This window comes from Bacillus sp. MN7755, assembly GCF_054771475.1.
Genome location: NZ_BTRL01000008.1, coordinates 420,202 through 446,637, shown reverse-complemented (window position 1 = coordinate 446,637; position 26,436 = coordinate 420,202). Strand labels below are relative to the sequence as shown.

The window sequence follows — 26,436 nt, the reverse complement described above, 5'->3', positions numbered from 1 at the left end:
TCTATCCTTTTAACGGCGGAACCCGGGTTGCCTACTACAATGTTCAACATACCTCTCGCAAGCCCATTCTGTATATTTTATCGTACCGGGCTCACACCTTACCCCAGCTCTCTGAACGTATCAAATATACATACTCTTCTTGCTCATCGATTTCATCTATTGAAGTTACTTGTGATTATAAATTATATTTTTATAGTTGTAAAGTACAATTTATTCATTATCCTATATAAACTCTTCTCTCTAATTCTTGTAAAAACAATTCTCTTTTTTGTTCATTTTGAACATATATCGACTTTAATACCTCTTGCAACAATATATTTCTCTGCCTTTTCTCTATTTGTAATGCTTTCACTTTTACTCTAACTTCGTATAAAAAATCAAGATACGCTTCATACGCCTCATCATATTTATTTGCGATATCATCACGAATTTTTTTTGCAAGTTTCGGACTTGCCCCTCCGGTAGAAACAGCCACATTCAGTAACCCACGATGAATCGCTGCCGGAAAATGAACATTACCACTTTCCGGGTTCGTAATAACATTTACTAATTGATTCTCTGCGCTATCTTCAGCAATTTGTTCATTTAATACAGCATCACTACTCGCTGCAACAACTAAAAAAGCGTCTTTAATATCACTTTTTTCATACTCCCTTTGATACCAACGAATTTTCTTTTCTTCTACAAGTTTCACTAAATTCGCATCCAATTCAGGACTTATCACAACTATATCTGCACCTTGTTTTAGTAAAGGAATAATTTTAAATCCCGCGACTTTCCCTCCACCAATGACAACAACACGTTTCTTCTCAACTCGCACTGTAAGTGGATACATATTGATCTCCCTTCAATAATTTCTTCGTTTTCTGAATTAACATGTACTGAAACGCTTCATTCTTTCCTAAATACGGACTTATTTTTATCTCATCCAACTCATATTGGCGCACTTCTTTTTCAAGATGTTTCATAAGTAAACCTGTAAATAATAAATAAGGCAGCACAACGATGTTCTTTTCTTTTCGTTCTACAACTTCCTTTAACTTCTCCTCAAATTTTGGCTCTGCAGCCGCTAAATAACAAACTTCTACTTTTTTAATCTTCTCTTCCGTTTGAAATAAAGAAGCGATCCAGTTTATATCTCTTAATACTTCAGGATCACTACTCCCTCTTGCAACGAGAAGTAACGTCACTTCATTCTTATCTTCCTGTTCAATGCCACTTCCGCTATACACCGATTTAACAAGTGTTTCTGATACACCAAACGGATTACCATAGGTCACTTTAACATTCGAAAATTGATTAGTTAACTTCTCCAATTCAAACGGGATATCTGTTTTCACATGACCTGCCGCTAATAAAAAAACTGGAATAACAATAACCTCTGTAGCACCACGCTTCACACATGTACGGAATCCTTCATCAATAGTTGGACTCGCTAACTCTAAAAAACAAACTTCTTGAATACTTGCCTCTACACGGTTCATGCATGACGTAATAAATGCAACCGCTTCTTCTTTAGCTGCTTTCAAGCGACTTCCATGACATATATATAAGACGGCTTTCATTTTATAACACTCCACTTACTTGATACGTACTTTCTGTCTGTTTCTCAAACCAATGGATTTTTTCTCTAAAACGGACGACTTCTCCAATTACAATCATGCTCGGATTTTGAATTTGTTCTTTTTTCGCAACATCTACAATTGTTCCTAACGTCCCTACAACTGTGCGCTGCATAGATGTCGTTCCACGCTCAATAATAGCAGCAGGCGTCCTTTTATCTTTTCCATGCTTCATCAGTTGTTCACATATGTAGGGTAAATTGCTAACCCCCATATATACAGCTAAAGTCTCTATACCTTTCGCTAAATTTTCCCACTTCACTTCCTCTTCAGCATCTTCTTTCCTATGCCCTGTCACAATAGCAAAACTCGCACTTGCATCACGATGCGTCACCGGAATACCAGCATATGCAGGTGCAGCTATTCCAGCTGAAATACCTGGGACAACTTCAAATGGTACACCTTGCTTTGCTAGCGCTTCCGCCTCTTCTCCTCCTCTACCAAATATAAATGGATCACCGCCCTTAAGCCTCGTTACAACTTTTCCTTTTTTCGCATATTTAATAAGAAACGTATTAATTGTCTCTTGCTTCATCGTGTGATAATTCGGGAGTTTCCCGCAATAAATCAAATCCGCTTCAGGCTTTGCGTATGATAGCAACTCTTTATTCACGAGACGGTCGTATAAAATAACATCTGCCTTCTCAATACACTTCAATCCTTTTACAGTAATTAAATCTGGATCACCAGGGCCCGCTCCAACGATATATACTTTTCCCATCATCTCTCCTCATTTCTACTATTAAAGTGAAACTTCCATCCTTATATATGAATGGAAGTTTTCATTTCTTCATATTTCAATGTTCCTTACTCGTGAATAACAAAGGCTGCGCTTTTTCGAATTTTCTTTTTTTCAAATAAAGCAATCTCCTTTACCTCTGGTAACGGTAAAAAATGTTTTTCAAGTTCAATCTCCGCCATCTTAAATGCCTGTTCTTCACTTTCAGCAACAACAACAATTGGCACAATACTATTTACTAATACAGCTTCAAATCGATATAAATCCATATTGCCCCTCCTAAGACGCTATTACTTCTTCTAACACGTTATTTAACGCTATTTGTAATGTCTCTACACCCACACGGCCCACAAAATCATAAAATGTTTCAGCTGGTAATTTATTTTCTTTGAAATAACTTATAAATGATGCGAGTACATCAGGTAGATCCTCGCCATCTATTTTTCCTTTTAACTTTTGATTATAAGCACCGCCATCTAACAACGTTCCACCTACATATATTTCAAATGCTTCAACGATTCCTTTTTCCTTCGTTTTCATTTTCACACCTTGCAATCCTATGTCAGCGATTTGACGTTGACCACACGAATTCGGGCATCCTACCATATGAATACGAACCGGAACATCGAGTGCAATTTGTGTATCTAAGTATTCGGCAATTTTTCGCAATCTTTCTTTCGTTTCTACTAAAGCAAGATTACAATATTCAATACCAGTACAAGAAACCGCATGACCAATAAACGATTTTGGACTTGCTGATATTGCTTCAAACAACGGTTCATTTAGCAAACCAGTTACATTCTCTGGCGGAACATTCGGAATAATGAAGTTTTGCGAATTACATGTACGAATTTGTCCATTCCCATACTGTTTAGCAATTCTTGCAATTTCAAACATTTCTTCTGCATGTAGGCGTCCTACCGGCACATTAAAACCTACATATTTTAATCCCTCTTGTTTTTGATTTTGAACACCATAAAAGTATCCTGCATTCCAGCCTTTGACTGCACTTTCTCCTTTACTTTGCAATGGTCCTGTATACTCTATTAGTTTCTCTTTAAACTTCTCTGCTCCCCAGTCTGCAACAAGAAATTTCAAACGAGCCAAATGACGTTTTTCACGGTATCCAAAATCACGGAATATCGTAGCAATCCCAATCGCTACTGCCTTCACTTCTTCTGGTAAAACGAATACATCTAATTCATCAGCTAAATACGGACGAGCTGATAATCCACCGCCTACTTTTATATGAAAACCAACTTTTTTCACACCATCTATTTCTTTCGTAGCAGGTGTAAATGCAACACAGTTAATCTCTGCGTTAGCTGAGTTATAAATGTTAGAACTAATAGACATTTTAAATTTACGTGGTAAGTTAGAAAACTCTTCATTATGTTGGAAATAGTCATATACCTCTTTCACAATACCAGTTGTATCAAACAGTTCATTTGCATCAATGCCAGCAAGTGGATTCCCTGTAATATTACGCGTTATATCACCACACGCCCCAGCTGAAGATAACCCAACTCTTGCTAACCTTTTAAAAATATCTGGAATGTGCCCAATTTCCAACCAATGAAACTGAATCGCTTGTCTTGTCGTAATATCTATTACGTCGCGCCCATAATCCTCAGCGATAGAAGCAAGCACTTCTGCCTGTGCATTCGTAATAACCCCTGAAGGAATATTTACACGCATCATAAAATAACCAGCTTCTTTCGGTCTTTGTAAATACAACCCTGCCCATTTGAATGCGTCCCATTCTTCTTTCGGAATAGATTCGAAGCCATTCTCTGCATAGTAAGGAATATCATTAAAGATTTCCAATCCATCTTTTTTTAATTTATTTTTCTCAGTTTGATTTAATTTTTCATTGTTAGCCCATACTTTTTCATAACTCATTTTTTATCCCCCTATATAAAGTGAAACTTTAATCAGTGGGGAGTGTTCATCCTCCACTGATTATTAGTTGAACCAATCGGGCATTTACGGGCAGTTCATCTCCCACCTAACTTCTTTGCCCTAGCCAAATTTTGAGATGGGAGTTTTACTGCCCGGTAAATAGCGGGGTAAAACCACGCTCTTGTAAGTACTTCACGATTTGTTCTGCACATTCTTCAATAGAATACTTGTGCGTTTCTACGATTAATTCCGCTTTCTCTGGTTCCTCATACGGTGAATCGATACCTGTAAACTCTTTAATATCACCTTTTCTTGCTTTTTTATAAAGCCCTTTCGGATCACGTTTCTCACACTCTTCAATTGGACATTTTACAAATACTTCTATAAACTCATCGGCAGCTAATAGATCTCTTACTTGTTTTCGGTCTACTCGAAACGGTGAAATAAACGCTGTAAGAACAACAGTACCTTGATCTACAAATAGCTTCGCCACTTCGCCAATCCGTCTTATATTTTCCATACGATCACTTTCAGAAAAACCTAAGTCTTTATTTAAACCGTGGCGTATATTATCTCCATCAAGTACATAGTTTCCAATATTCTTTTCAAATAGTTTACGAGCAACCGCGTTCGCTACTGTAGATTTACCCGAAGCTGATAAACCAGTAAACCAAATTACAAAACTATGATGCCCATTCTTCACTCTTCTCTCATCTTTTGAAACAGAAGCTGTATGCCAAGTAATATTCGTGTCCATCTCATTCTCTCCCTATTCTGTTACTACTTCTTTTTTCAAACCTTTAATTAGTACTTCCACTACTTCTTTACGACTAAATGTACTTGGCGGAACTTCACCGTTTCTTAATAATTCTCTTACTTTCGTACCCGATAAAATAACATGATCCTCTTTCCCGTGCGGGCATGTTTTCGTCGAAGCCATCGCTTCACATTTCGCACAGTAAAAACTATGTTCAAAAAATAACGGTGTAATCCCTAACTCTTCCACTGTAAATTTTGTAAAAATTTCTTGCGCTTCATAAGTACCGTAATAATCTCCTACCCCTGCATGATCACGTCCTACAATAAAGTGGGTGCATCCAAAATTCTTTCTGACTAATGCATGAAATATCGCTTCCCTCGGTCCTGCGTAACGCATTGCTGCAGGAAATACACTTAAAAAGACACGATCTTTCGGATAATAGTTTTGAAGTAATACTTCGTAGCTTTCCATTCTTACATCAGCAGGAATATCGTCCGACTTCGTTTCTCCAACGAGCGGATTTAAAAAGAGGCCATCTACAATTTCAAGAGCAGATTTTTGAATATATTCATGGGCACGATGTACCGGATTTCTCGTTTGGAATCCAACTATCGTTTTCCAACCACGTTTTTTAAATTCTTCCCTCGTTTCAATTGGATCTAAATGATAAGAAGGAAACGGATTATTTTCAAAACGTTTTGTAAGAATAATAGCTCCTCCAACGTAAACGTTAGGTCTTTCGTATAATTTTTTCACTCCAGGATGAGCCTCATCCGTCGTTTTATACACTAATAACGCTTCTTTTTCCTTATCAGGCACAAAAACATCTTCTATTTGAATAACACCATATACATTTCCACCGTTAACAAGTTTTACTTCCTCTCCAGCTTTTAGAGTCTCTGCAACTTCTTCTATAACTGGTAATGTAATTGGTATACTCCAAACGCTCCCATTTGCTAAACGAAGCGTTTCTACAACCGAATCATAATCTTTCTTTCCTAAAAAACCAGTAAGCGGGCTATATCCCCCTGTCGCTAATAGCTCTAAATCACTTAACGCAATGTTATCTAGTTGAATTTCTTTTTCAATTTGTGATACGTCGTATGTCTCGTCTATTCGATTTATTAATTCGTTTACTGTACTCATTTTCTATACCCTCTCTTAGCTTTATTTTCAAATTCATCTTATTGGTAATGAAGGCCACATTCTGTTTTCACTTTCCCAGCCCATCTACCATCTCTCGAATCGCCACCCTCTCCTACAGGCAGCGTACACTTCTCACACCCAATACTTGGATATCCAATATCATGCAATGGGTTATACGGCAAGCTATGTTTGTATACATATCGCCATACCTCTTTCCACGTCCAATGAATGAGCGGACAAACTTTAATAGATTGAAAGCGATGATCGTGATTTATAAACCTTGTATGCTTACGGTTTTCTGATTGTTCCCTTCTCAATCCTGATATCCACGCTTTTTCATTTGCCAATGATTCTTCTAAAGGTAAAATTTTTCTAATCTTACAACAAAGATTGGGATTGTTTTCCCACAGCCTATCACCATGCAATTTTGCTTGTTCATCAAGTGTAAGTTTTGGCTGTTTTTCTATAATATTCAATGAAGGAAATCGTTCCCGCACTTTTTGAATTAATTCATACGTTTCTTGAAAATGTACGTTTGTATCCAAAAATACAACTTTAGCAGATGGATTTACTTGGTTTATAAGATGCAGTAATACCATACTTTCCACTCCAAAGCTACATGCGTATACAATTTCATCTTTATACTCTTTATAAGCCCAACTTAATACTGACAGCGCGCCTTTCGTTTCATCTTCTTCTGAAAATGAAACAGCATTTTCTTCCCACGTTTCATACGTCAACATGTTTTTTCCCCCTGTAAAAGCAAAAAGACGGTTTTAACCTAATAAAATAGGTTAAAACCGCCTCTAGTTTTTCTAGTCAGCGCTTTTTTACTTTAAACGTACTTTTTCACTTTTTTCTAATTGAATGACTTTTCCATCTTGCACAACAATTGTAATTGAACCATATTTCATATCAGCAAGCATCGCTTGAATTTTCTCAGATACTTCCTCATAATGTTCCCGTACACTCACGCGAACAGCCCCCCTTTTTATTCATAAAAAAAATCTTTCCCATTTCGAAAAGACTGTTCGGTAATATATTTTACCTTATCTTTCAAAATGGATTCCATTTTGCTGGATTTAGCACCTTGCTTTCTATAAGCAGGTTGCCGAGCTTCGTCGGGCCAGTTCCCTCCGCTTCTCTTGATAAGCTTTGTATTTGTATTTTATCATAATTCTGATTTTTTTCAATCCTAGTTTTCCGATATATTTTAATTATTTTATTTTATAAAAAAGGAATTGCCCATCCGAACAACTCCTTTTCCCCATTTAAACAAGTTCTTTAATACGTATGCGATCGTTCCCAATAATATTTTCATATGTTTCGCGCTCTACAACAATTTGAGATGTTCCACCTTTTGCAAAGACGACGGCTGGTCTTCGAATACGGTTATAATTATTTGCCATTGAGTACCCATATGCTCCCGTACAAGAAACTGCTAATAAATCGGCAGAAGCAACTTTCGGTAGAGTAATATCCCAAATCAACATATCTCCACTCTCACAGCACTTCCCAGCAATCGAAACGATTTCCTCATTCTCATCATTCCCTCGATTTGCTAACATAGCTTCATAACGAGCGTTATATAAAGCTGGTCTTAAATTATCAGTCATCCCACCATCCACTGATACATATTTCCGAATACCAGGAATGTCTTTCACAGATCCGACTGTATAAATTGTCGTTCCAGCATCACCTACAATACTACGGCCTGGCTCAACCCATATTTCTGGCAATGGATAATTATATACTGTAAATTGTTCTCTCACTGCACTTGTTACAGCTCGCACATATGTCTCAAGAGTTAATGGTGTATCTGACTCTGTGTAGCGTATTCCGAATCCTCCGCCCACATTTAGCACTTTTACTACATAGTTCGTTCGCTCTCTCACTTCTTCTAAAAATTGATGAAGAACTTCAATCGCTCGAACAAATCCAGCCGTTTCAAATATTTGCGATCCGATATGTGAATGAATTCCTAACACATTATAATTTGATTTTTGTAAAGCAAGTTCAATGGCTTGCATCGCTTGACCATTTGAAACGCCAAATCCAAATTTCGAATCATCTTGACCTGTTGTAATATATTCATGTGTGTGTGCCTCTACTCCAGGCGTTACACGGATTAATATGTTCACAAATTTCCCGTGTTGCACTGCTAAATCATGCAAAATTTCTAATTCCAAGAAATTATCTACGACAAAACAACCAATATTCGCCTGAAGAGCCATCACGATCTCTTCTTCTGTTTTATTATTGCCGTGAAAATGAATACGCGATGCCGGAAATCCTGCTTGAAGCGCAGTATATAATTCCCCTCCAGAAACAACGTCTAATGACATATTCTCTTCACGAGCTACTCGGCACATCTCCATGCACAAGAACGCCTTGCTTGCATATGCTACTTGATAAGAGAACCCACTTTCTTTAAAAGCACGATGAAACGCGCGGCACTTTCCTCGAATTGACTCTTCATCGTATACATAAAGCGGTGTTCCGTATTGTTTTGCTAGCTGCGTCGTATCGCACCCTCCAATTTCTAAGTGTCCTTGCCCATTGATTCGGCTTGTGCCGTGTAAATACATTTGAATTCCTCCCTTATTTCCTCTAAAACTCATAACCCCAATCTTCTATTCATTGCAGCACGCTTTTAGATAGACAAAAAACGCGCGGAACAATGTTCACACGCGTTTCTTATTAGGAAAAATATATATTGAAAAAATAAACGAGTTGTTATCTCCTCAAAATAAGAAACCGCATCAACATCTCCAAATAGCTCTCCATAAAATAAATCTTATGACAGTACTACATTTATTCAATGCAGTCCCAATATATGAATAAGATGGTTATTCTTATATTTCGGCAATAGTCCCTTTCAACCTATGATCACAGATTCCATTAAATCTCCCATAGCTTACTCTTTCCTATCGCGGCCTCTACCTTTGAGAGTAGATGAGGTAAGTCTATTTAATTTTCAAACATCTAATTGTTGCTATTAACAATACCAAAGGACCATTTTATTTGTCAAACAATTTTTTATATTGTTTTTTTACAGTTTAGTTTCGTATCATTCGGTAAGCGCTTTACTAAAATCTTTGTCACTTCCCATTCGCCTTCGTCGTTATTAAATGTAATCGTTACCTTCTCAAATGGTGGAGCAATTTTTCCAGCGACTCGTTCATACTTCGTTACTTCAATAGCCGCTTGAAATAAATATGTACCGCTATACACTTTTTTTAAACTAATAATTTTTGGACATTGATACGGCTTCAAGCTCCCATATTGTTTTTCAATTGCTTTATTTATTTTTGGAAATAAAACAGAATAAAGGGCATCTTCCATAAGAGGTGCATCATATTGGGCTACCAACACACTCGGTGAAGCAAAAAGTATAACACTACTGCATACTATACAATATAATAATTTTCGCATTATAACCTCCGTATTGTTACACGATTCTTTCTACGCACGATAATTATCATACATAGAAACTCCGTTTTATTGTCTCCCACTGCCCTTTTTCTACTCAATTATTATAAAAAAGCCCACAACTCTCTTTTATTTTCGTATAATGATACTCATAGTATAATAAACATAATAACAAAGGACTGTTCGTATATATAAAATGAGGCGCCACTCAAACCGGCTCACAAGAACTGTCATGCTTTTTAAGAGAGGAGTATATTATGCTACAACGTCTGTTTCCAAAACTGCGATTTGCACTCGTTGCAGTCGTTTTATTATGGATAAAAACATATATTGTGTACAAGCTAGCATTTGATATTAAAATTGATAATTTCTTTGAAGAGTTTATGCTTTTTATTAATCCACTGGCTGCGTTACTTTTATTTTTCGGTTTTGCTTTATTTGCATCTAAGCACCGAAACCGCATTATAATTGGAATCAGTTTTATACTATCATTCATTTTATTCGGAAATGCAATGTTCTATGGGTTTTATAACGATTTCGTTACGTTCCCAGTATTATTCCAAACAAATAATATGGCTGATTTAGGGACAAGTATAAAAGAACTCTTTACGTATAAAACATTACTTTTATTTGCAGATGCGATTATTTTAATGTTTCTTTCGCGTAAATTCCCGGCATTTTGCGACAAGACGCCGCTTTCTCGCTCTGAGAAGCGAACTTTCTTTAGCGGTGTAACAGCTCTATTAGCACTACAGGTTGTTGTTTCCGTTATTTATAAACCACAAATGTTCTCACGCTCATTTGACCGTCAAACTGTCGTGAAAAATTTAGGTTTATACACATATCATCTATTCGATATTACACTTCAATCGAAATCTTCAGCTGAACGTGTATTTGCAAGTGGGGACGGGTTCTCCGAAATTAAAAACTATACAGACTCAAAAGATAAACAAGTTGATAAGAACTTATTTGGGGCTGCCAAAGGTAAAAATGTAATTTTGATTTCAATGGAATCTACACAAAGTTTTGTTATTAATAAAAAAATAAATGGAAAAGAAATTACTCCATTTTTAAATGAATTTATTAAAGATAGTTTTTATTTCGATAACTTCTATCATCAAACAGGACAAGGTAAAACTTCTGATGCTGAATTTATCGTTGAAAATTCACTTTATCCGTTAGACCGCGGTTCTGTATTCTTTACTCATGCAACAAATGAATATACAGCTACACCAGAACAATTAAAGAAATACGGATATTCTTCTGCTGTCTTCCATTCAAACGATAAAACGTTTTGGAATCGTGATGTAATGTATCCTGCACTTGGATATGATCGTTACTTTAATTTAAATGATTACGTAGGCACAGAACAAATGTCTGTCGGTTGGGGGTTAAAAGATAAAGAGTTCTTTGAACAATCTATTCCACAACTAAAATCTTTACCACAACCGTTCTATACAAAATTCATTACTTTAACAAACCATTTTCCATTTCTTCTAAATCCAGAAGATCAATATGTTGATGAGTTTAATTCAGAAAGTGGTGTTGTAAACCGTTACTTCCCAACTGTTCGTTACACGGATGAAGCTCTTAAACTGTTTATTAAACAATTAAAAGAAGATGGACTGTATGATAATTCAGTTATTATCATTTATGGAGACCATTACGGTATTTCTGAAAATCATAACGCAGCTATGGCTCAATTCCTTGGGAAAGACGCTATTACACCGTTTGATTCTATGCAACTACAACGCGTCCCTCTCATTATTCATGTACCTGGTCAAGAAGGAAAAGTCATTTCTAAAGTATCTGGTCAAATTGATATTAAACCAACGCTACTTCATTTACTTGGTATTAAAACAAATCAATCAGTTGAATTTGGAACTGACTTATTTATTAAAGAAGAAGACCCACTTATGGTAATGCGTGATGGTAGCTTCGTTTCAAAAGATTATGTTTATACAAAAAACATGTGCTATAAACGAAATACAGGTGAAGAGGCGGACATTTCATTATGTCAACCAAATATTGAAAAAGCAAAAACTGAATTGAAACTCTCCGACAAACTCATTTATGGAGATTTATTACGTTTCGATCCTAACAATCGGTATAAAACCGGAACGATGACAACGAGATTTGAATAATACAAGAAGCAACTTTATAAAAGTTGCTTTTTTTTTTACTTATTTTTCAAATCATTCTTCTATGAAATCTTTCACAAATTGGGAATTTCTTTCGTATGAGGAAGAAATTTATGGTATGATAAAATAAGTAAACTTTCATACACTAATTAAGAATTTATTACAGAAAGCAAGGGATCAGATTTTGTATAGAGCAGCTATTCCAAACTTATTTACGCTCGGAAATTTATATAGTGGATTCTTGTCAATCGGCTATGCATCTTTAGGATATTATAAATCAGCTGCTATTTTAGTACTTATCGGGATGATGTTAGATAGTCTTGATGGGCGTGTTGCTCGTTTATTACGTGTTGATTCACAAATGGGAAAAGAGCTCGACTCACTTGCAGATGTCGTAACATTTGGTGCAGCACCTGCTGTTTTAATGTATTACACATCTTTCTCCAACTACGGAATCATCGGTCTATACATAGCGGGATTATTCCCTCTTTTCGGGGCATATCGTTTAGCACGATTTAATGTAACACCATCTTCTACTTCAATGAAATATTTCACTGGGGTACCGATTACAGCAGCGGGTGGGCTTGTTGCTTTCTTAACATTATTTTCACATACCATTCCAAAAATCGTTCTTATTACAGTATTTGTAACGTTCGCATTTTTAATGGTAAGCCGCATTCGTATCCCAAGTTTAAAAGATGTACCAATTCCACGATATAGCATCATTATTACACTATTTTTAGTTGGAATCATTATTACAATGTACCAAACAGGGTTCGGTAATTTTTCTGTTTTCTTATTCATCGCTATTCCACTATATATTTTGTATATGCTATCTCAATTTCTTAGACAAAGACCATCTAAAAGAGCAAATAAAGAAAAATAAAAAAACCTTCCGATTCCGGAAGGTTTCTTTTTATTTTGTAACCAATACTTTTTGATTTACAGGTGTTACAGGCTCTTCACCGTTTAATACGGCTAAAATATTTCTTACTGCCATTTCAGCCATCGCATCGCGCGTTTCAAATGTTGCATTTCCTACGTGAGGAGCAAGTACTACATTCTTTAATTCTTTTAGCTCTTCTGTAATTTTCGGTTCAAATTCAAACACGTCAAGAGCTGCCCCTTCAATTTCATTCGTTTTTAATGCTTGAGCAAGTGCCGCTTCATTCATAATTGGTCCACGTGAGGCATTTACAATGTACGCTGTTTTCTTCATCATTTTAAACTGCTTTTCATCAATCATATGATGCAATTTCGGATTATACGCACAGTTAATTGTAATAAAGTCTGCCGTTTGTAACAATTCTTCCAATGTTACATATGTTGCTTCCAGTTCACTTTCAGCTGCAGGTTTTCGATTTGGTCCTGTATATAAAACATTCATTCCGAACGCTTTCGCACGCTTTGCAACTGCCTTTCCGATTTCTCCAAGGCCAATAATTCCAATTGTTTTACCATGTACTTCGCGGCCTAAGAAAAATAATGGAGCCCATCCGTTAAATCCAGTTGTACGACATAGCGTATCACCTTCAGGAATTCTACGTGCAGCTGCTAAAAGAAGTGCAAATGTTAATTCTGCTGTCGCTTCAGTTGATACTTTCGGTGTATTCGTTACCGCAATCCCTTTTCCTCCGGCATACGAGTAATCAATATTATCGTAACCAGCACCGTAGTTTGCAACAATCTTCAAATTAGGTGCCGCATCAATCACTTCTTTTGTCACCTTTGTAGAAAGTAGGCTTAATAATGCATCTTTATCTTTTACACGCTCTGTTAATTCATCTAAAGAAATTAGCGCCTCTTTATCATACATTTCTACATCATGATCTTTTAATAAGTCTAATCCGATTGCTGGAATTTTCCCTGCTACTAATATTTTTGCCACTACTAACACCTCTTCTATAGAAAATAAGATATCTCTTATATTTCATTGTAAGAAATCCACATATAAAAACCAAGGAATTTGATTATAGTTTTGAAAATCGACACTTTTCCATGAAAAAAGAGGAGATGTAACTCTCCCCTCTTCTTACGCTTTTTCCTGCGATGCTTTTCCGAGCTTCACATCAATCGTTCCTTCTGCAACTGTATCGCTAATTTGCTCCTCAATAACTGACTGAGCAGTATTCGTTGTTTCAGAAGTATACGATTGTTGCTGTGCACCTTGTACATTTTGTTTATTTTGTTGTTTCGCCATTTCTTTCCCTCCTTTTTATTCTTTCTTATTTTGAACAAAAAGGAGGGTTTTCATCAAAAAATCGTAGTTCATTTTGAAATTGTTACTACTTCTTCCAGTAATCTCATCGTTCTTACTCTTTTCGTAAATGTAGCTAAGTGAGAAATATCATGATTACGTAATGTATTTATATTCTCTTCCACATATTTCCCTAAATCATTCGGATAATGAGCATCCGAGGAGAGAGTAATCGGAACACCATGCTTAGCTAATACTTGTAAATACAGCGGACTCGGGCACATTTCTCGCACAGGATAGCGATAGTACAATCCCGCATTTATTTCCGTTGCCGTATTTGTTTCTACTAATGTACGCGCAATTTCCTTATAATAAGAAAGTTGTTCATTCTCATCTAACCGATAATTAAATACTTTTATGTTATCAAGATGAGCTATAATATCAAATAACTCAGAGCGAACCGCACTCTCTACAGTTTTGAAAAACGTATCATATAAAGCACATAAGTCATGTTGCTCAAAATATTCTTTCGTGTCTGGATTATCAAATCCCCATCCATTTAAAAAATGAACAGAACCAATTACATAATCAAAGTCTCCTAATGCCAGTAAAGATTGTAATTCTTGTTCACCACCAATAAAATAATCCGCTTCAATTCCAAGTTTAAGCGTAACCCCTCTTTTACTCCATCGTTCTTTCGCTTCTTCAATTGCTTTTGTAAAATCATGTAGTGACGCTACCCTTACTTGGTCTAACCATTCCTTCTGCAAACGTCCAAGCTTAGAATCACTAATATCGACATATCTTTCATAGTATTCTTTCGCTTCATAAAAACGGTATAAATGATCGACGATACCAACTTCTTTTATACCTTTTCGCAAAGCTTCTTCTAAATATAAATCAATCCATTTCGTTGTAAATGGCCCTTCCTTCACACGTCTTTGCAGGCGTTCTTGTGTTTTCACAAGCCATTCCATAGAATGTTTTTCTTCTTTAAGTGGTTCATAATGTTGTAGTGCTTCATTTATTTTAGCTAGCCACCCTATTGAATATGGCCCTTCTTCTAAATGAATGTGATAATCCACCTTCATCTACATTTCCCCCTTATAAAGTATCTATTTCTCTTCTGTCCCCTACTTTCGAAAGCTTTCCATTTCTTTCTATCACTTCCTCCATGATATCTTCTAATGATATATTTTTTTCAGCTAATAAAACGAAGCAGTGATACAATACATCAACCATTTCTTTCACTAACTCTTCTTTGTCATTATTTTTAGATGCGATGATTACTTCAGAACATTCCTCACCAATTTTCTTTAAAATTTTATCTTCTCCTTTTGAAAACAAGTAATTTGTATATGATTCAGGAAGTGGATTTTCCTTTCGTTCTTCAATTGTTTCAAATAGTAATTTAAAGGCATTTCCCATATGTATCCCCCTATATAATTTTGTAGTGAAAACATGTTTTTTCTCCCGTATGACAAGCAGGTCCTACTTGCTTTACGACAACAACGATTGAATCTTGATCACAATCTAAATAAAGAGATTGCACATATTGGACATTTCCTGATGTTTCTCCTTTATTCCACAAAGATTGTCTCGAGCGGGAATAAAACCATGTTCTTTTCGTTTCTAGCGTCTTTTCATACGCTTCTTCATTCATATAAGCTAGCATTAAAACTTCTTTCGTATCCTCTTCGATGACAACTACCGGTATTAATCCTTTTGAAAAGTTAGGTTTCATAACCGCACCTCAACATTTGCATTTTTTAACTTTCTCTTTACGTCCTGCACTGTCGCCTCACCATAATGAAAGATCGATGCCGCTAGTGCTGCGTCGACTGTTGTCTTTTGAAAGACTTCTATAATGTGATCAGCATGACCACATCCACCTGACGCGATGACTGGTACGGAAACGCTTTTTGAAATTTCTTCCGTTAAACGAAGGTCATATCCATTTTTCGTTCCATCTGCATCCATACTCGTTAATAGAATTTCACCTGCCCCGAGCATAACGACGCGCTTCGCCCATTCGATAGCATCCATTCCCGTATCAACTCTCCCGCCGTTCACATATACATTCCACTTATCTTCTGCTACTTTTCTAGCATCAATTGCTACGACAATACATTGTGAGCCAAAGTGTTCTGCCCCTTCTTCGATTAGCTTTGGATTTCGCACTGCCGCTGAGTTGATTGATACTTTATCTGCTCCAGCTCTTAGTAATTTGTACATATCTTTCACACTTGAAATCCCTCCTCCAACTGTAAGAGGAATAAATACTTTTGAAGCTGTTTTTTCTACAACGTCTATAATCGTTTTTCGACCTTCATGCGTTGCCGTAATATCTAAAAATACAATTTCATCTGCTCCCGCATCATTATATAAGGCAGCTATTTCAACAGGATCACCGACGTCTTGTAATCCTATAAAATTTACACCCTTTACGACTCGCCCTTCTTTCACATCTAGACATGGAATAATGCGTTTTGCTAACATAACTTTGTTACCTGTAACACTTCTTCTAAATCAATCGTTTTCTCGTAAAGTGCCTTACCAATTATGACGCCGTATATATTCATATCATTTAATTTCTTCACATCTTGAATAGATGCCACTCCTCCAGAAGCAATGAGACGCAGACCTACGCTTTTTTGTAGTAACTCTAATTGCTCAAAATTCGGCCCTGCAAGTGTCCCGTCTTTCGAAATGTCCGTAAACACAATCGTTTGAACACCTACATTCTCCATTTGCTTCGCTAAATAAATATAAGAAATTTCAGACACATCGAGCCAGCCTCTCGTTGCTACGAAACCATTTTTCGCATCAATTCCAACAATGATTTTTTCTTTATATAGACGAACTGCTTCTTCTAAAAATGCCTTATCATAAAGAGCAGCTGTTCCTAAAATCACTTTATCTATCCCTACTGAAAATAACTTCTCTACCGCTACAAGTGATCGAATTCCTCCTCCAACTTGTACAGGAATACGTACTGCCTTGCAAATTTTTTCAATGACGGACAAGTTTAACGACTCGCCAGCAATTGCACCATCTAAATCAACAATGTGTAGTGTTTTCGCTCCAAATTTTTCAAATATAATCGCTTGTGCAACCGGATCTTCATTCATTACTGTTTCTTTACTAAACTCTCCTTGATAAAGTCTAACGCATCGTCCCTCTTTTAAATCGATAGCTGGGAAGATTTCCATGATTCTACCACTCCTTTGAAATTTTTCAACATTTGCATTCCAATGTCACCACTTTTTTCAGGATGAAACTGTGCGCCATATATATTTCCTTTTGCTACAAAACCAGGTACTTTCACTCCATAATCACTTATTCCATACACAATTTCATTCGAACAATCTGCATAATAAGAGTGGACATAATATACGAAAGAACCGTCCTCTACTCCATTCCAAAGCTCTATTTCTCCCTCTTTCTTTAACTCATTCCATCCCATATGTGGAATTTTATAAGGAACTTTTAATTTCCGAATGATACCTGGTAATAAATTCAATCCGTTACAATCTTGTAGTTCCTCACTTTTTTCAAATAAAAGCTGCATTCCTAAGCAAATACCTAGAAGTGGTTTTCCTGAACTCCCAACTTCTTTTAACACACGCACTAAATCTTTTTCTTCCAATACATCCATCGCTTTTGGAAATGCACCTACTCCTGGTAAAATCACTCCATCACTTCTAAAAATCTCTTCTTTATCACTCGTTACGATGTACGCTGCTCCAATATATTTTAATGCTTGTTCTACACTACGAATATTTCCCATTCCATAATCTATAATGGCAATCAATTACAACATCCCTTTCGTTGAATTTACACCAGTAATGTTGGCATTTCTTTCGACCGCTTCTCTAAGCGCTCTACCAAATGCTTTAAATAACGCTTCAATTTTGTGATGTGTATTGCTTCCGTATAAAATGCGAGCATGTAATGTAATATTGGCAGCATGAGCGACTGCTCTAAAAAATTCTTCTGTTAGTTCTGTATCAAAATCCCCTAGCTTCGGATTCGTTAATTCTCCTTGAAATACAATATATGAGCGCCCGCTAATATCAATTGCGACAAAACCTAAAGATTCATCCATCGGTACATATGCTGAGCCGTACCTGTTAATCCCCTCTTTATTTTGCAACGCTTCTTTCAAACAATTTCCGAGTACAATTCCAACATCTTCAACTGTATGATGTGCATCAACGAATACATCACCTTCCGCTTCCACTTGCAAACCAAATCTTCCATGCCTTGCAAATAAAGTTAGCATATGATCAAAAAATCCAACTCCCGTTTGTACAGAAACGTTCTTGCCTTCATCAAGTTGCAAACTTAATTTTATTTTTGTCTCTGTCGTCTCACGTATTTGACTGGACTCACGCATTATTCTTCCTCCTCAAATCTTATTTGAATTGCTCTCGCATGCGCATGTAACCCTTCTTTATTGGCAAGTTCTACAATATGATGTTGTACATCTCTTAACGCTTCCTCCGTATAAGATAGAAAGCTTGATTTTTTCAAGAAATCATCAACTGATAATGGTGAGAAAAACCTTGCCGTTCCACTTGTCGGTAATACGTGATTCGGTCCCGCTAAATAATCACCGAGTGGTTCCGGGGCATATGGTCCAAGAAAGATAGATCCTGCATGTTTCACATAGGCTAGAGCATTTATCGGTTCTTTTATATGTAACTCTAAATGTTCCGGGGCAATTTCATTCGATAACTTTAGTGCCTCATCTAAAGAAGGAACGATAAAAATAGCTCCATTTCTATTTATCGATTCACGGGCGATTTCACTTCTTGGTAATGTTTCTAACTGTCTTTCTATCTCTTTTTCTACTTCTTTTGCTAACTCTATATTCGTTGTAATACAGATTGCTGTTGCTCTCTCGTCATGTTCTGCTTGTGATAATAAATCAGCAGCAATATATTTTGCATTGCCGGTTTCATCAGCGATAACTACAATTTCTGAGGGTCCAGCAATCATATCAATATTTACTATTCCGTATACTTCTCGTTTCGCCAGAGCGACGTACAAATTTCCCGGTCCAACTATTTTATCCACTTTCGGAATCGATTCCGTCCCGTATGCTAAAGCAGCAATTGCTTGCGCACCACCTATCGTATAAATTTCATCAACTCCTGCAAGGCTTGCAGCAACTAAAACATGTGGATCAATTCCTCCATCTCTCGGGGGTGTTACCATTACAATCTTTTTCACACCAGCTAGTTTTGCTGGCAATACATTCATTAATACTGACGAAGGATACGAAGCAGTTCCGCCCGGCACATATACCCCTACATTTTCTAACGGCCGAATGATTTGTCCTCTAATGATGCCTTTACTCGCGCAATCGAATATGGATTGCCTTTTTTGCTTTTCATGATATGAAATAATGTTTTTCTTCGCCTCTTGCAACGCTTCTAAAAATGAATTCTCTACAAACATACTCGCTTGTTTTATTTCTTCTTCACTTACACGAAACTCTTTAATCTTTACACCATCAAATTTTTTTGTATAAAAAGATAGGGCCTCATCCTTACTTCCCCTTACATTTTGAACGATTTCGCTTACACTTCTTTGAACAGTTTCTTCTATTATATTAGCGTTTTCTCGTAGCAATTTTATTTTCGATAACGCCTTTTGAAAATCTTCACAAACTATCTCCATTACAAGTCCCCCTATTTTTCTGACAAAATTTCTCGCTCCATTACATTTATAATACTGAATATTTCGTCTTTTTTAGTTTTTAATGCTGCCTTATTTACAATCATTCGAGCAGATATAGAATACATTTCCTCAAATACAATGAGTCCATTTTCTTGTAATGTTTTTCCCGTTTCAACAATATCAACAATCGCATCTGCCAATCCAAGAATAGGAGCGATTTCTACAGAACCTTCTATTTTTATAATTTCTACATCCTCCCCTTTATCATGAAAATAGTTAGAAGTAATATGTGGATATTTCGTCGCAATACGTTTCTTCCAGTAGCTCTTTGGGTTATAAGTAGGAATAGAAGCAACACAAAACTTACACACGCCTACTCCTAAATCCAACATTTCATAAATATCTTTCTCGTTTTCCATTAAAATATCTTTTCCAACGACCCCAATATCAGCTACTCCATGTTCTACATAAGTAGCAACATCTACTGCTTTCACTAAAATAAATGAGATATCTGTATTTTTACTTTGAAAGACAAGCTTTCGTCCTTTATTTTTGAGCTCTGAACAATCAATTCCAATCTGCTCAAAGAGTGGAATCACATGTTTTTCTAATCTTCCTTTCGTTAACGCAATTTGAATGTTACGCATGAAGTTTCTCCTTCCTTCTGGACTACCCATTTCTCTTTCCATACATATTCCACTAGTGATTCGTTCTTTGCCTCAACGACCGTTACTATTTGATTTTTTCTTGCAAATTGAAAGGTGTCGTTTACATTAGAAAATAAAGATAGCTCTACTTTTTTCCCGTCCTTTTGAAGTAAAATTCGTAATCTTTCCGCTTCTGCTAATCTATTTAACTCATAATGAATAATAATATCTATTCTCTTTCTTTCATATGGTTTTTGCTGCTCTTGCAGCGCCTTCACAATTTGATTTACTTGCACCGCGAGTCCAACAGCCGGCTGCATTTCCCCAAAATTCCCAATTAACTCATCATATCTTCCGCCACTAACAATTTCTTCTCCAATTTCATATATATACCCTTTGAAAATAACACCTGTATAATAATCCAAATGTTGAATCATACCTAAATCGATTGATATGTAAGATCCATAGCCTAGTTTTTCAATTGCTTCATATATTTCTTTCACTCTTGCAATAGCCATTTTCATTTCATTACTTGAGGCGAGTTTTTCTGCTTCCTCAATCACTTCTAAATTCCCAAATAGCCTTGGTAATTTCTCAAGTAATCTTACGGTTTCATCACATCGATCTAATTTCTTTTCTCTAATAAAATTTGATAGAGCAGCATAATTTTTACTTTCTATATACGTTCTAAGTACTTTCTCTTCTTCTTCATGAATGGAGAGCTTTTTTACAATACATTTATATAACTGCACTTGCCCAATCTCTATGGTAAAAGATTTCACCTTCACCTTTTGAAGTGATTGAATGACGCTTATGACACATTCAATTTCAGCTCTTACATTATCAATCCCGATAATTTCAATACCACTTTGCACAATTTCATTATATTTTCCGGTAAGGGACTCATTCGCCCGAAATACATTCCCACTATACGTCAGTTTAAGCGGCGTATCCCACCTCTGCGTTCCCATCACTCTCGCTAAAGGAATTGTCATATCTGGACGCAAGACGATAATCCGCCCCTTTTCATCAAAAAATTTATACATTTTTTCTTCATCTATTGGCCTGCTTTGAAAGGCAAAAACATCATAAAATTCAATTGTAGGTGTCCTTATTTCCTCATAACCTCTCTCTAAAAAAGTACGTCTTAATTTTTGCTCCACTTCTTCAATTAACGTACATTCTTCGAATAAATAATCTCTCGTTCCATTTGGGTTTGCTCGTTTCCATTTTGTCATCTAAACTCTCACACCTTTCCCTTTCTAATGTATGCCTATTTCATTCACCTAAACCGAAAATAAAAAGAGCCTTGTAGACAAAATACCTACAAGGCTCTTTAGTAGAGTGTAGGTACAACGGGAATAACCCTTGTGCCTACACGTTTTCACGCTAGGTTCAAGGGCTTTATGTATGATGATGTAGTTGTGTAAGCATTTTAATAGGTTGCACGATATTCATAATACTTACTCCCTTTCTCCTCTAATTTTTACATAGTATATAATACTTAATTCTGAATGTAAATACATTTTGAACATTCCGTTATTTCTTAATATAAAGCTACTTTCCTTTCATACTCTACAATTCCCTGTTCATATTGCATTGTAATACTAATTTCATCTAAACCATTTAATAATTTCTCTTTCCACATTTTCTCGATTGTAAAATGGAACACGTGCGTACTCGTTGTAATGACTTCATTCTCTAAATCTACTTCGATTCGTTCTCTCGCATCCGTTTTGGCAAGTTTTTCTCGCATTTCTTTATCCATTACAATTGGCAACATACCATTTTTCATACAATTCATATAAAAAATATCCGCAAACCCTCCGGCGATAATAACGCGGAAACCATAATCAGCAAGCGCCCACGGAGCATGTTCTCTTGAAGAACCGCAACCAAAATTATCACCTGTAATTAATATACTTGCCCCTTTTCTATCTTGTGCATTAAGTGGAAAATTAGGGTTTTCATGGCGGTTATTATCATAACGCCATTCATCGAATAAATACTTTCCAAATCCCGTCCTTTCAATTCTCTTTAAGTATTGCTTCGGTATAATTTGATCAGTATCAATGTTATCATTCATCAGTACTGCGGCAGTACCTTTATGAATACGAAATGGCTCCATCATAACTCTCCTTTCTAGTATCAACAAAATGACCATATAACGCAGCTGCTGCCGCCATTGCTGGGCTAACTAAATGTGTTCGTGCTCCTTTTCCTTGTCTTCCTTCAAAATTACGATTTGAAGTTGAAGCACAATGTTCTCCTTCAGGTACTTGATCTGGATTCATTCCAAGACACATTGAACATCCAGGTTCTCTCCATTCAAATCCAGCTTCTTCAAATATGTGATGTAGTCCTTTTTGCATCGCAGCTTCTCTTACTCTTTTTGATCCAGGTACAACGAGTGCTCGCACACCTTCTTTTACCTTTCTCCCTTTCACAACAGATGCAGCGATTTCTAAATCAGAAAGCCTGGAATTTGTACAAGATCCAATGAAGACATGCTGAACTGGAATGTCATACGTACTTTGTCCTGGGCTTAATCCCATATAAGAAAATGCTCTTTCTTCATTTACATCATGCTTTTCTGGCAATTTCTCATCAATACGAACACCCATACTCGGATTTGTTCCCCATGTAACGTACGGTGCTAAATCCGTAACATCTATCGAAATATGTAAATCATAAATCGCATCTGAATCTGTATAAAGTTCAGACCATTTCCCCTCGAAAGTTTCATAGTCTCTCGGTGCATATTTACGTCCTTTTACATAAGCAAATGTTTTTTCATCTGGCGCGATAATACCCGCTTTTGCTCCTCCTTCAATTGCCATATTACAAAGTGTCATTCTCTCTTCCATCTCCATTGCTTGAATCGTCTCTCCGTAAAATTCCATTACGTATCCAGTTCCAACTGCTACACCGTACTTTGAAAGGAGATGTAAAATAATATCTTTTGCGTAAACGCCTTTCTGTAATTTTCCGTTTAACTCAATGCCCATCGCTTTCGGCTTTCGTTGCCACAGCGTTTGCGTTGCCAATACATGTTCCACTTCACTCGTACCAATGCCAAATGCTAGCGCGCCAAACGCACCGTGCGTTGCTGTATGACTATCACCACAAACAATTGTTTTTCCTGGCTGCGTGAGCCCTAGTTCTGGTCCGATAACATGAACGATCCCTTGCTCTTCATCTCCAATATCCGCTAATGGCACCTGAAATTGTTTACAATTTTCCCGAAGTGTATCTAGTTGCTGCTTCGCAATGCGATCGGTAATATTCCAAACATCTTTCGTTGGAATATTATGATCCATCGTTGCGAATGTTAGATCTGGTCTGCGGACCGTTCGATTTGTAAGCCGCAAGCCTTCAAAGGCTTGCGGTGACGTTACTTCATGAACAAGATGCAGATCGATATATAATAAATCTAATCCATTTTCATTTGTCGTAACTACGTGTCTTTCCCAAAGCTTATCTAGCAACCTTTTCCCCATTATCTTCCTCTCCCTACTAGCGCTTGCTCTTCCATTTCTTGCATAACTGCCTTCGTAAAAGAAGTTGTCGTTTCAGTCCCCCCGATATCTGCTGTACATTTTCCTAATTTAAGGACTGCTGAAATTGCCTCTTCAATTGCACACCCTTCTCTCGTTAATCCGAACGATTGCCCAAGCATCATTGCAACAGAGCGCAGCATTGCAATTGGATTCGCCTTATTTTTCCCAGCAATATCCGGTGCTGATCCGTGAATAGGCTCGTATAGCGAAGGGCCCTTTTCCGCGTGACTAGCTGATGGCAGCATTCCTAATGATCCAGCTAATACTGAAGCCTCGTCACTCAAAATATCCCCAAATAAATTTTCCGTTACAATTACATCAAACCGTCCGGGATTCCGAATTAATTCCATAGCTGCGGCATCCACTAAAATATGTTCTAATTCAACACCTGGATATCGAAGTGCTACCTCTTCTGTTACAGTTCTCCATAGTTTACTAGACTCTAAAACATTAGCCTTATCAATAGATGTTACTTTTTTCTTCCGCTTACTCGCTAATTGAAAAGCATAAGAAACGATACGTTCAATTTCATGACGATGATACGTAAGTGTATCTGTTGCTACTTCGTCCGTTCGTTCTTTCGGATAAGAAAAATAAATCCCACCTGTTAATTCACGAACGACAACGAAATCAATTTCATCAGCCTTTTTTAATGGCGATAAATGTGCCGTTGCGCTTTCTACCGTGACAGGGCGAACATTTGCAAATACTCCAAGTCCTTTTCTTAAAGCTAATAATCCTTTCTCTGGCCTTTCTTTCACACGATCCCACCTTGGTCCACCAACTGCTCCTAGTAAAACCGCATCACTCGCTAAACAGGCGGCAAGTGTTCGTTGTGGTAATGGTTGCCCATTTAAATCAATAGCCACACCACCAAAGTACTCATCTTGCAAATGAAAATGATGCCCATATAGCCTCTCTACCATATGCAATACTTCCTTTGCACTCTCCATAATTTCCGGGCCGACACCATCACCAGCTAAACAAACGATACGTTTTTCCATTTTTAACACTCCTTTTAACAGAATTTTCATAACCTTAATTTGATAGGTGAGGAAAGCTTCTCTCACCTATCAAACATTTATTTCACAAGCGCTATAAGAGATTTTAATTTCCCTGCTGCATGGACATATGCTCTTGCCGACGCTTCTAATACGTCTTGTGCAACACCAAAACCTGATACTTGATGCGTTCCTTCTTTTAATTCAACATGAACATGAGCAAGTGCATCTTGACCTTGTGTAATAGATTGTATGCGATAATCTGCCAATTCACATTCTAATCCTAAAATTCTTTGAATCGCATTGTATATCGCTTCAATACTACCAGAACCAGTGGCTGCATCTTCATATACATTTCCTTCCTCATCTTTTAGTACAACTGTCGCGCATTGTGTACTATTTGATACGAAATGTACTTGCAATTGCGTAATGTTATATTGTTGTGCTGCAAATGCTGCTTCACCAAGCATAAGCGCGCGTAGATCTTCTTCAGTAATTTCCTTTTTACGATCAGCCAATTTTTTAAATGCTTCAAATACCGCATCACGCTCTTCGTTTGTAAATTCATAGCCAAGCTCTTTCATTTTTTCCGTAAACGCGTGACGTCCAGAATGTTTCCCAAGTACAAATAGATTTTGAGATTCGCCTATTAGCGCTGGTTCAATAATTTCATATGTTGTCACTTCTTTTAAAACACCATCTTGATGAATGCCTGACTCGTGAGCAAATGCATTTGCTCCTACAATCGCTTTATTTTTCGGTACTATCATACCTGTTAAACGACTTACTAACGTACTTGTCGATTTAATCTCTTGTAGTGTCATAGAAGACTCCGCTTTATAGAAATCTCTTCGAATATGAAGTGCAACCGCAACCTCTTCTAACGCCGCATTCCCTGCCCTTTCTCCAATTCCATTAATTGTTCCTTCTACTTGCAGTGCTCCGCCTTCAACCGCAGCTAAGGAATTTGCTACTGCCATCCCAAGATCATCGTGACAATGACAAGAGAAAATCGCTTTTTCATATGAAGGAACGGATTCTTGTAAGTATTTAAATAAGGAATAGTATTCTTCTGGGTTCGTATAACCTACTGTGTCTGGAATATTGATTACATTCGCTCCTGCACGAATCGCAACTTCTACTGCTTCAGCTAAAAAATCTCTTGATGTTCTTGTCGCATCTTCTGCAGAAAATTGCACTGTCGGAAATAAAGATCTTCCAAGCGTAACCGAGCGATAAATACTATCTAACACATCTTCTTTTGACATACAAAGTTTATATTTCATATGAATATCACTCGTAGCTAAAAATACATGTAAACGAGGAGATACAGCTCCTTTCACAGCTTCATATGCTCTTCGAATATCACTTTCCTTCGCTCTAGCTAAACTCATAACTGTAGCATTTTGAATGGTATTTGCGATGCGCTTTACCGATTGAAAATCCCCTTCGGAAGCTGCTGCAAAGCCAGCTTCCATGACATTAATCCCTAGTCTCTCTAATTGCCTTGCAATTTGCAATTTCTCTTGTTCATTTAAATTCACTCCTGGTGATTGTTCGCCATCACGTAGCGTCGTATCCATGAACAAAATCTGCTTCAT

Annotated in this window: 29 protein-coding genes, 2 riboswitches and 1 other annotated feature (1 of these 32 only partly in view); of the genes, 2 read left to right on the top strand and 27 right to left on the bottom strand. The window is 36.9% G+C overall.

Features of this window, described 5'->3' with window-relative positions; all coding sequences use genetic code 11:
• Positions 1-156 (bottom strand) — a binding site (T-box leader); it reaches 93 nt to the left of the window's first position.
• A gap of 61 nt (positions 157-217) precedes the next feature.
• The 11 genes from ACYVEC_RS09425 to ACYVEC_RS09375 form a co-directional block, all read right to left on the bottom strand.
• Positions 218-835, bottom strand: coding sequence for an NAD(P)-binding protein (locus tag ACYVEC_RS09425; protein ID WP_063224439.1), 618 nt, complete (start codon positions 833-835; stop codon positions 218-220).
• Positions 810-1,565, bottom strand: coding sequence for a sirohydrochlorin chelatase (locus ACYVEC_RS09420; RefSeq protein ID WP_275718739.1), 756 nt, complete (start codon positions 1,563-1,565; stop codon positions 810-812). Before ACYVEC_RS09420 ends, ACYVEC_RS09425 begins: the two co-directional genes overlap by 26 nt.
• A gap of 1 nt (position 1,566) precedes the next feature.
• On the bottom strand, positions 1,567-2,343 hold the full coding sequence (cobA, locus tag ACYVEC_RS09415) for a uroporphyrinogen-III C-methyltransferase (protein WP_063224441.1): 777 nt from the start codon (positions 2,341-2,343) through the stop codon (positions 1,567-1,569).
• A gap of 86 nt (positions 2,344-2,429) precedes the next feature.
• The gene (locus ACYVEC_RS09410; RefSeq protein ID WP_000366912.1) at positions 2,430-2,630 is read right to left on the bottom strand and encodes a DUF3906 family protein; all 201 of its coding nucleotides are present in this window, start codon (positions 2,628-2,630) and stop codon (positions 2,430-2,432) included.
• Positions 2,631-2,640: 10 nt separating this feature from the next.
• Positions 2,641-4,263 carry a nitrite/sulfite reductase gene (locus ACYVEC_RS09405; RefSeq protein ID WP_063224442.1) on the bottom strand — a complete coding sequence of 541 codons (1,623 nt, stop codon included), beginning with the start codon at positions 4,261-4,263 and terminating at the stop codon, positions 2,641-2,643.
• Between the two features lie 145 nt (positions 4,264-4,408).
• Positions 4,409-5,020 (bottom strand): adenylyl-sulfate kinase, encoded by a 612-nt coding sequence (cysC, locus tag ACYVEC_RS09400; protein ID WP_063224443.1) that lies wholly within the window; start codon positions 5,018-5,020, stop codon positions 4,409-4,411.
• Positions 5,021-5,032: 12 nt separating this feature from the next.
• On the bottom strand, positions 5,033-6,169 hold the full coding sequence (gene sat / locus ACYVEC_RS09395; RefSeq protein ID WP_063224444.1) for a sulfate adenylyltransferase: 1,137 nt from the start codon (positions 6,167-6,169) through the stop codon (positions 5,033-5,035).
• Between the two features lie 38 nt (positions 6,170-6,207).
• On the bottom strand, positions 6,208-6,912 hold the full coding sequence (locus ACYVEC_RS09390; RefSeq protein ID WP_063224445.1) for a phosphoadenylyl-sulfate reductase: 705 nt from the start codon (positions 6,910-6,912) through the stop codon (positions 6,208-6,210).
• Between the two features lie 87 nt (positions 6,913-6,999).
• Positions 7,000-7,143, bottom strand: coding sequence for a YezD family protein (locus ACYVEC_RS09385; RefSeq protein ID WP_063224446.1), 144 nt, complete (start codon positions 7,141-7,143; stop codon positions 7,000-7,002).
• Positions 7,144-7,215: 72 nt separating this feature from the next.
• A riboswitch (SAM riboswitch) is annotated at positions 7,216-7,324 on the bottom strand.
• A gap of 116 nt (positions 7,325-7,440) precedes the next feature.
• The gene (lysA, locus tag ACYVEC_RS09380) at positions 7,441-8,757 is read right to left on the bottom strand and encodes a diaminopimelate decarboxylase (RefSeq protein WP_063224447.1); all 1,317 of its coding nucleotides are present in this window, start codon (positions 8,755-8,757) and stop codon (positions 7,441-7,443) included.
• 180 nt (positions 8,758-8,937) lie between these two features.
• Positions 8,938-9,119: riboswitch (Lysine riboswitch) on the bottom strand.
• An 89-nt stretch (positions 9,120-9,208) separates the two neighbouring features.
• The gene (locus tag ACYVEC_RS09375) at positions 9,209-9,604 is read right to left on the bottom strand and encodes a DUF3888 domain-containing protein (protein WP_063224448.1); all 396 of its coding nucleotides are present in this window, start codon (positions 9,602-9,604) and stop codon (positions 9,209-9,211) included.
• Between the two features lie 254 nt (positions 9,605-9,858).
• Here ACYVEC_RS09375 and ACYVEC_RS09370 point away from each other — a divergent pair, with 254 nt between their 5' ends.
• A complete protein-coding gene (locus tag ACYVEC_RS09370; protein WP_063224449.1) occupies positions 9,859-11,745 on the top strand; it encodes an LTA synthase family protein in 1,887 nt (628 codons plus the stop codon).
• A gap of 181 nt (positions 11,746-11,926) precedes the next feature.
• Positions 11,927-12,628, top strand: a complete 702-nt coding sequence (gene pssA / locus ACYVEC_RS09365; RefSeq protein ID WP_000285422.1) for a CDP-diacylglycerol--serine O-phosphatidyltransferase — start codon at positions 11,927-11,929, stop codon at positions 12,626-12,628.
• A gap of 30 nt (positions 12,629-12,658) precedes the next feature.
• Here the strand turns inward: pssA and ACYVEC_RS09360 are convergent, their stop codons facing one another.
• From ACYVEC_RS09360 to leuA, 16 genes are all read right to left on the bottom strand, one after another.
• Complete coding sequence (locus ACYVEC_RS09360; protein WP_063224450.1) at positions 12,659-13,630, bottom strand: NAD(P)-dependent oxidoreductase; 972 nt, start codon at positions 13,628-13,630, stop codon at positions 12,659-12,661.
• A gap of 144 nt (positions 13,631-13,774) precedes the next feature.
• Positions 13,775-13,942 (bottom strand): DUF4025 domain-containing protein, encoded by a 168-nt coding sequence (locus ACYVEC_RS09355; protein WP_060630111.1) that lies wholly within the window; start codon positions 13,940-13,942, stop codon positions 13,775-13,777.
• A gap of 68 nt (positions 13,943-14,010) precedes the next feature.
• The gene (locus ACYVEC_RS09350) at positions 14,011-15,030 is read right to left on the bottom strand and encodes a histidinol phosphate phosphatase domain-containing protein (protein ID WP_063224452.1); all 1,020 of its coding nucleotides are present in this window, start codon (positions 15,028-15,030) and stop codon (positions 14,011-14,013) included.
• Positions 15,031-15,043: 13 nt separating this feature from the next.
• On the bottom strand, positions 15,044-15,367 hold the full coding sequence (gene hisE / locus ACYVEC_RS09345) for a phosphoribosyl-ATP diphosphatase (RefSeq protein ID WP_063224453.1): 324 nt from the start codon (positions 15,365-15,367) through the stop codon (positions 15,044-15,046).
• 10 nt (positions 15,368-15,377) lie between these two features.
• On the bottom strand, positions 15,378-15,683 hold the full coding sequence (hisI, locus tag ACYVEC_RS09340) for a phosphoribosyl-AMP cyclohydrolase (protein ID WP_063224454.1): 306 nt from the start codon (positions 15,681-15,683) through the stop codon (positions 15,378-15,380).
• Entirely contained in the window at positions 15,680-16,438 is a 759-nt protein-coding gene (gene hisF, locus ACYVEC_RS09335) for an imidazoleglycerol phosphate synthase cyclase subunit (protein WP_063224455.1), read from the bottom strand. Before hisF ends, hisI begins: the two co-directional genes overlap by 4 nt.
• Positions 16,432-17,151: a 1-(5-phosphoribosyl)-5-[(5-phosphoribosylamino)methylideneamino]imidazole-4-carboxamide isomerase gene (gene hisA, locus ACYVEC_RS09330; RefSeq protein ID WP_063224456.1), complete on the bottom strand. Its 720-nt coding sequence runs from the start codon at positions 17,149-17,151 to the stop codon at positions 16,432-16,434. The genes hisF and hisA overlap by 7 nt, the downstream gene beginning before the upstream one ends.
• Positions 17,124-17,753: an imidazole glycerol phosphate synthase subunit HisH gene (hisH, locus tag ACYVEC_RS09325; RefSeq protein ID WP_063224457.1), complete on the bottom strand. Its 630-nt coding sequence runs from the start codon at positions 17,751-17,753 to the stop codon at positions 17,124-17,126. Before hisH ends, hisA begins: the two co-directional genes overlap by 28 nt.
• On the bottom strand, positions 17,754-18,338 hold the full coding sequence (hisB, locus tag ACYVEC_RS09320) for an imidazoleglycerol-phosphate dehydratase HisB (protein WP_072180376.1): 585 nt from the start codon (positions 18,336-18,338) through the stop codon (positions 17,754-17,756). It abuts the gene before it with no gap.
• Positions 18,338-19,627, bottom strand: a complete 1,290-nt coding sequence (gene hisD, locus ACYVEC_RS09315; protein ID WP_063224459.1) for a histidinol dehydrogenase — start codon at positions 19,625-19,627, stop codon at positions 18,338-18,340. Before hisD ends, hisB begins: the two co-directional genes overlap by 1 nt.
• 11 nt (positions 19,628-19,638) lie before the next feature.
• Positions 19,639-20,274 carry an ATP phosphoribosyltransferase gene (gene hisG / locus ACYVEC_RS09310; RefSeq protein WP_098555513.1) on the bottom strand — a complete coding sequence of 212 codons (636 nt, stop codon included), beginning with the start codon at positions 20,272-20,274 and terminating at the stop codon, positions 19,639-19,641.
• On the bottom strand, positions 20,250-21,512 hold the full coding sequence (hisZ, locus tag ACYVEC_RS09305; RefSeq protein ID WP_063224461.1) for an ATP phosphoribosyltransferase regulatory subunit: 1,263 nt from the start codon (positions 21,510-21,512) through the stop codon (positions 20,250-20,252). The genes hisG and hisZ overlap by 25 nt, the downstream gene beginning before the upstream one ends.
• A 308-nt stretch (positions 21,513-21,820) precedes the next feature.
• On the bottom strand, positions 21,821-22,402 hold the full coding sequence (gene leuD, locus ACYVEC_RS09300; protein WP_063224462.1) for a 3-isopropylmalate dehydratase small subunit: 582 nt from the start codon (positions 22,400-22,402) through the stop codon (positions 21,821-21,823).
• On the bottom strand, positions 22,380-23,774 hold the full coding sequence (leuC, locus tag ACYVEC_RS09295; RefSeq protein WP_098555511.1) for a 3-isopropylmalate dehydratase large subunit: 1,395 nt from the start codon (positions 23,772-23,774) through the stop codon (positions 22,380-22,382). Before leuC ends, leuD begins: the two co-directional genes overlap by 23 nt.
• Positions 23,774-24,838, bottom strand: coding sequence for a 3-isopropylmalate dehydrogenase (gene leuB / locus ACYVEC_RS09290; RefSeq protein WP_063224464.1), 1,065 nt, complete (start codon positions 24,836-24,838; stop codon positions 23,774-23,776). The genes leuC and leuB overlap by 1 nt, the downstream gene beginning before the upstream one ends.
• Positions 24,839-24,915: 77 nt before the next feature.
• Entirely contained in the window at positions 24,916-26,436 is a 1,521-nt protein-coding gene (leuA, locus tag ACYVEC_RS09285) for a 2-isopropylmalate synthase (RefSeq protein WP_063224465.1), read from the bottom strand.

Excerpts from the sequence above, each read along its gene's own strand:
- ACYVEC_RS09370 (WP_063224449.1), top strand. The coding sequence starts at position 9,859 with ATGCTACAACGTCTGTTTCCAAAACTGCGATTTGCACTCGTTGCAGTC.
- ACYVEC_RS09390 (WP_063224445.1), bottom strand. The coding sequence starts at position 6,912 with ATGTTGACGTATGAAACGTGGGAAGAAAATGCTGTTTCATTTTCAGAA.
- ACYVEC_RS09355 (WP_060630111.1), bottom strand. The coding sequence starts at position 13,942 with ATGGCGAAACAACAAAATAAACAAAATGTACAAGGTGCACAGCAACAA.
- hisE (WP_063224453.1), bottom strand. The coding sequence starts at position 15,367 with ATGGGAAATGCCTTTAAATTACTATTTGAAACAATTGAAGAACGAAAG.
- leuC (WP_098555511.1), bottom strand. The coding sequence starts at position 23,774 with ATGGGGAAAAGGTTGCTAGATAAGCTTTGGGAAAGACACGTAGTTACG.
- hisF (WP_063224455.1), bottom strand. The coding sequence starts at position 16,438 with ATGTTAGCAAAACGCATTATTCCATGTCTAGATGTGAAAGAAGGGCGA.
- hisI (WP_063224454.1), bottom strand. The coding sequence starts at position 15,683 with ATGAAACCTAACTTTTCAAAAGGATTAATACCGGTAGTTGTCATCGAA.
- hisZ (WP_063224461.1), bottom strand. The coding sequence starts at position 21,512 with ATGACAAAATGGAAACGAGCAAACCCAAATGGAACGAGAGATTATTTA.
- ACYVEC_RS09375 (WP_063224448.1), bottom strand. The coding sequence starts at position 9,604 with ATGCGAAAATTATTATATTGTATAGTATGCAGTAGTGTTATACTTTTT.
- lysA (WP_063224447.1), bottom strand. The coding sequence starts at position 8,757 with ATGTATTTACACGGCACAAGCCGAATCAATGGGCAAGGACACTTAGAA.
- hisB (WP_072180376.1), bottom strand. The coding sequence starts at position 18,338 with ATGCGTGAGTCCAGTCAAATACGTGAGACGACAGAGACAAAAATAAAA.
- cobA (WP_063224441.1), bottom strand. The coding sequence starts at position 2,343 with ATGGGAAAAGTATATATCGTTGGAGCGGGCCCTGGTGATCCAGATTTA.
- hisG (WP_098555513.1), bottom strand. The coding sequence starts at position 20,274 with ATGCGTAACATTCAAATTGCGTTAACGAAAGGAAGATTAGAAAAACAT.
- leuB (WP_063224464.1), bottom strand. The coding sequence starts at position 24,838 with ATGGAAAAACGTATCGTTTGTTTAGCTGGTGATGGTGTCGGCCCGGAA.
- hisA (WP_063224456.1), bottom strand. The coding sequence starts at position 17,151 with ATGGAAATCTTCCCAGCTATCGATTTAAAAGAGGGACGATGCGTTAGA.
- leuD (WP_063224462.1), bottom strand. The coding sequence starts at position 22,402 with ATGGAGCCATTTCGTATTCATAAAGGTACTGCCGCAGTACTGATGAAT.
- sat (WP_063224444.1), bottom strand. The coding sequence starts at position 6,169 with ATGAGTACAGTAAACGAATTAATAAATCGAATAGACGAGACATACGAC.
- ACYVEC_RS09420 (WP_275718739.1), bottom strand. The coding sequence starts at position 1,565 with ATGAAAGCCGTCTTATATATATGTCATGGAAGTCGCTTGAAAGCAGCT.
- ACYVEC_RS09350 (WP_063224452.1), bottom strand. The coding sequence starts at position 15,030 with ATGAAGGTGGATTATCACATTCATTTAGAAGAAGGGCCATATTCAATA.
- hisD (WP_063224459.1), bottom strand. The coding sequence starts at position 19,627 with ATGGAGATAGTTTGTGAAGATTTTCAAAAGGCGTTATCGAAAATAAAA.
- leuA (WP_063224465.1), bottom strand. The coding sequence starts at position 26,436 with ATGAAGCAGATTTTGTTCATGGATACGACGCTACGTGATGGCGAACAA.
- ACYVEC_RS09425 (WP_063224439.1), bottom strand. The coding sequence starts at position 835 with ATGTATCCACTTACAGTGCGAGTTGAGAAGAAACGTGTTGTTGTCATT.
- ACYVEC_RS09410 (WP_000366912.1), bottom strand. The coding sequence starts at position 2,630 with ATGGATTTATATCGATTTGAAGCTGTATTAGTAAATAGTATTGTGCCA.
- cysC (WP_063224443.1), bottom strand. The coding sequence starts at position 5,020 with ATGGACACGAATATTACTTGGCATACAGCTTCTGTTTCAAAAGATGAG.
- ACYVEC_RS09405 (WP_063224442.1), bottom strand. The coding sequence starts at position 4,263 with ATGAGTTATGAAAAAGTATGGGCTAACAATGAAAAATTAAATCAAACT.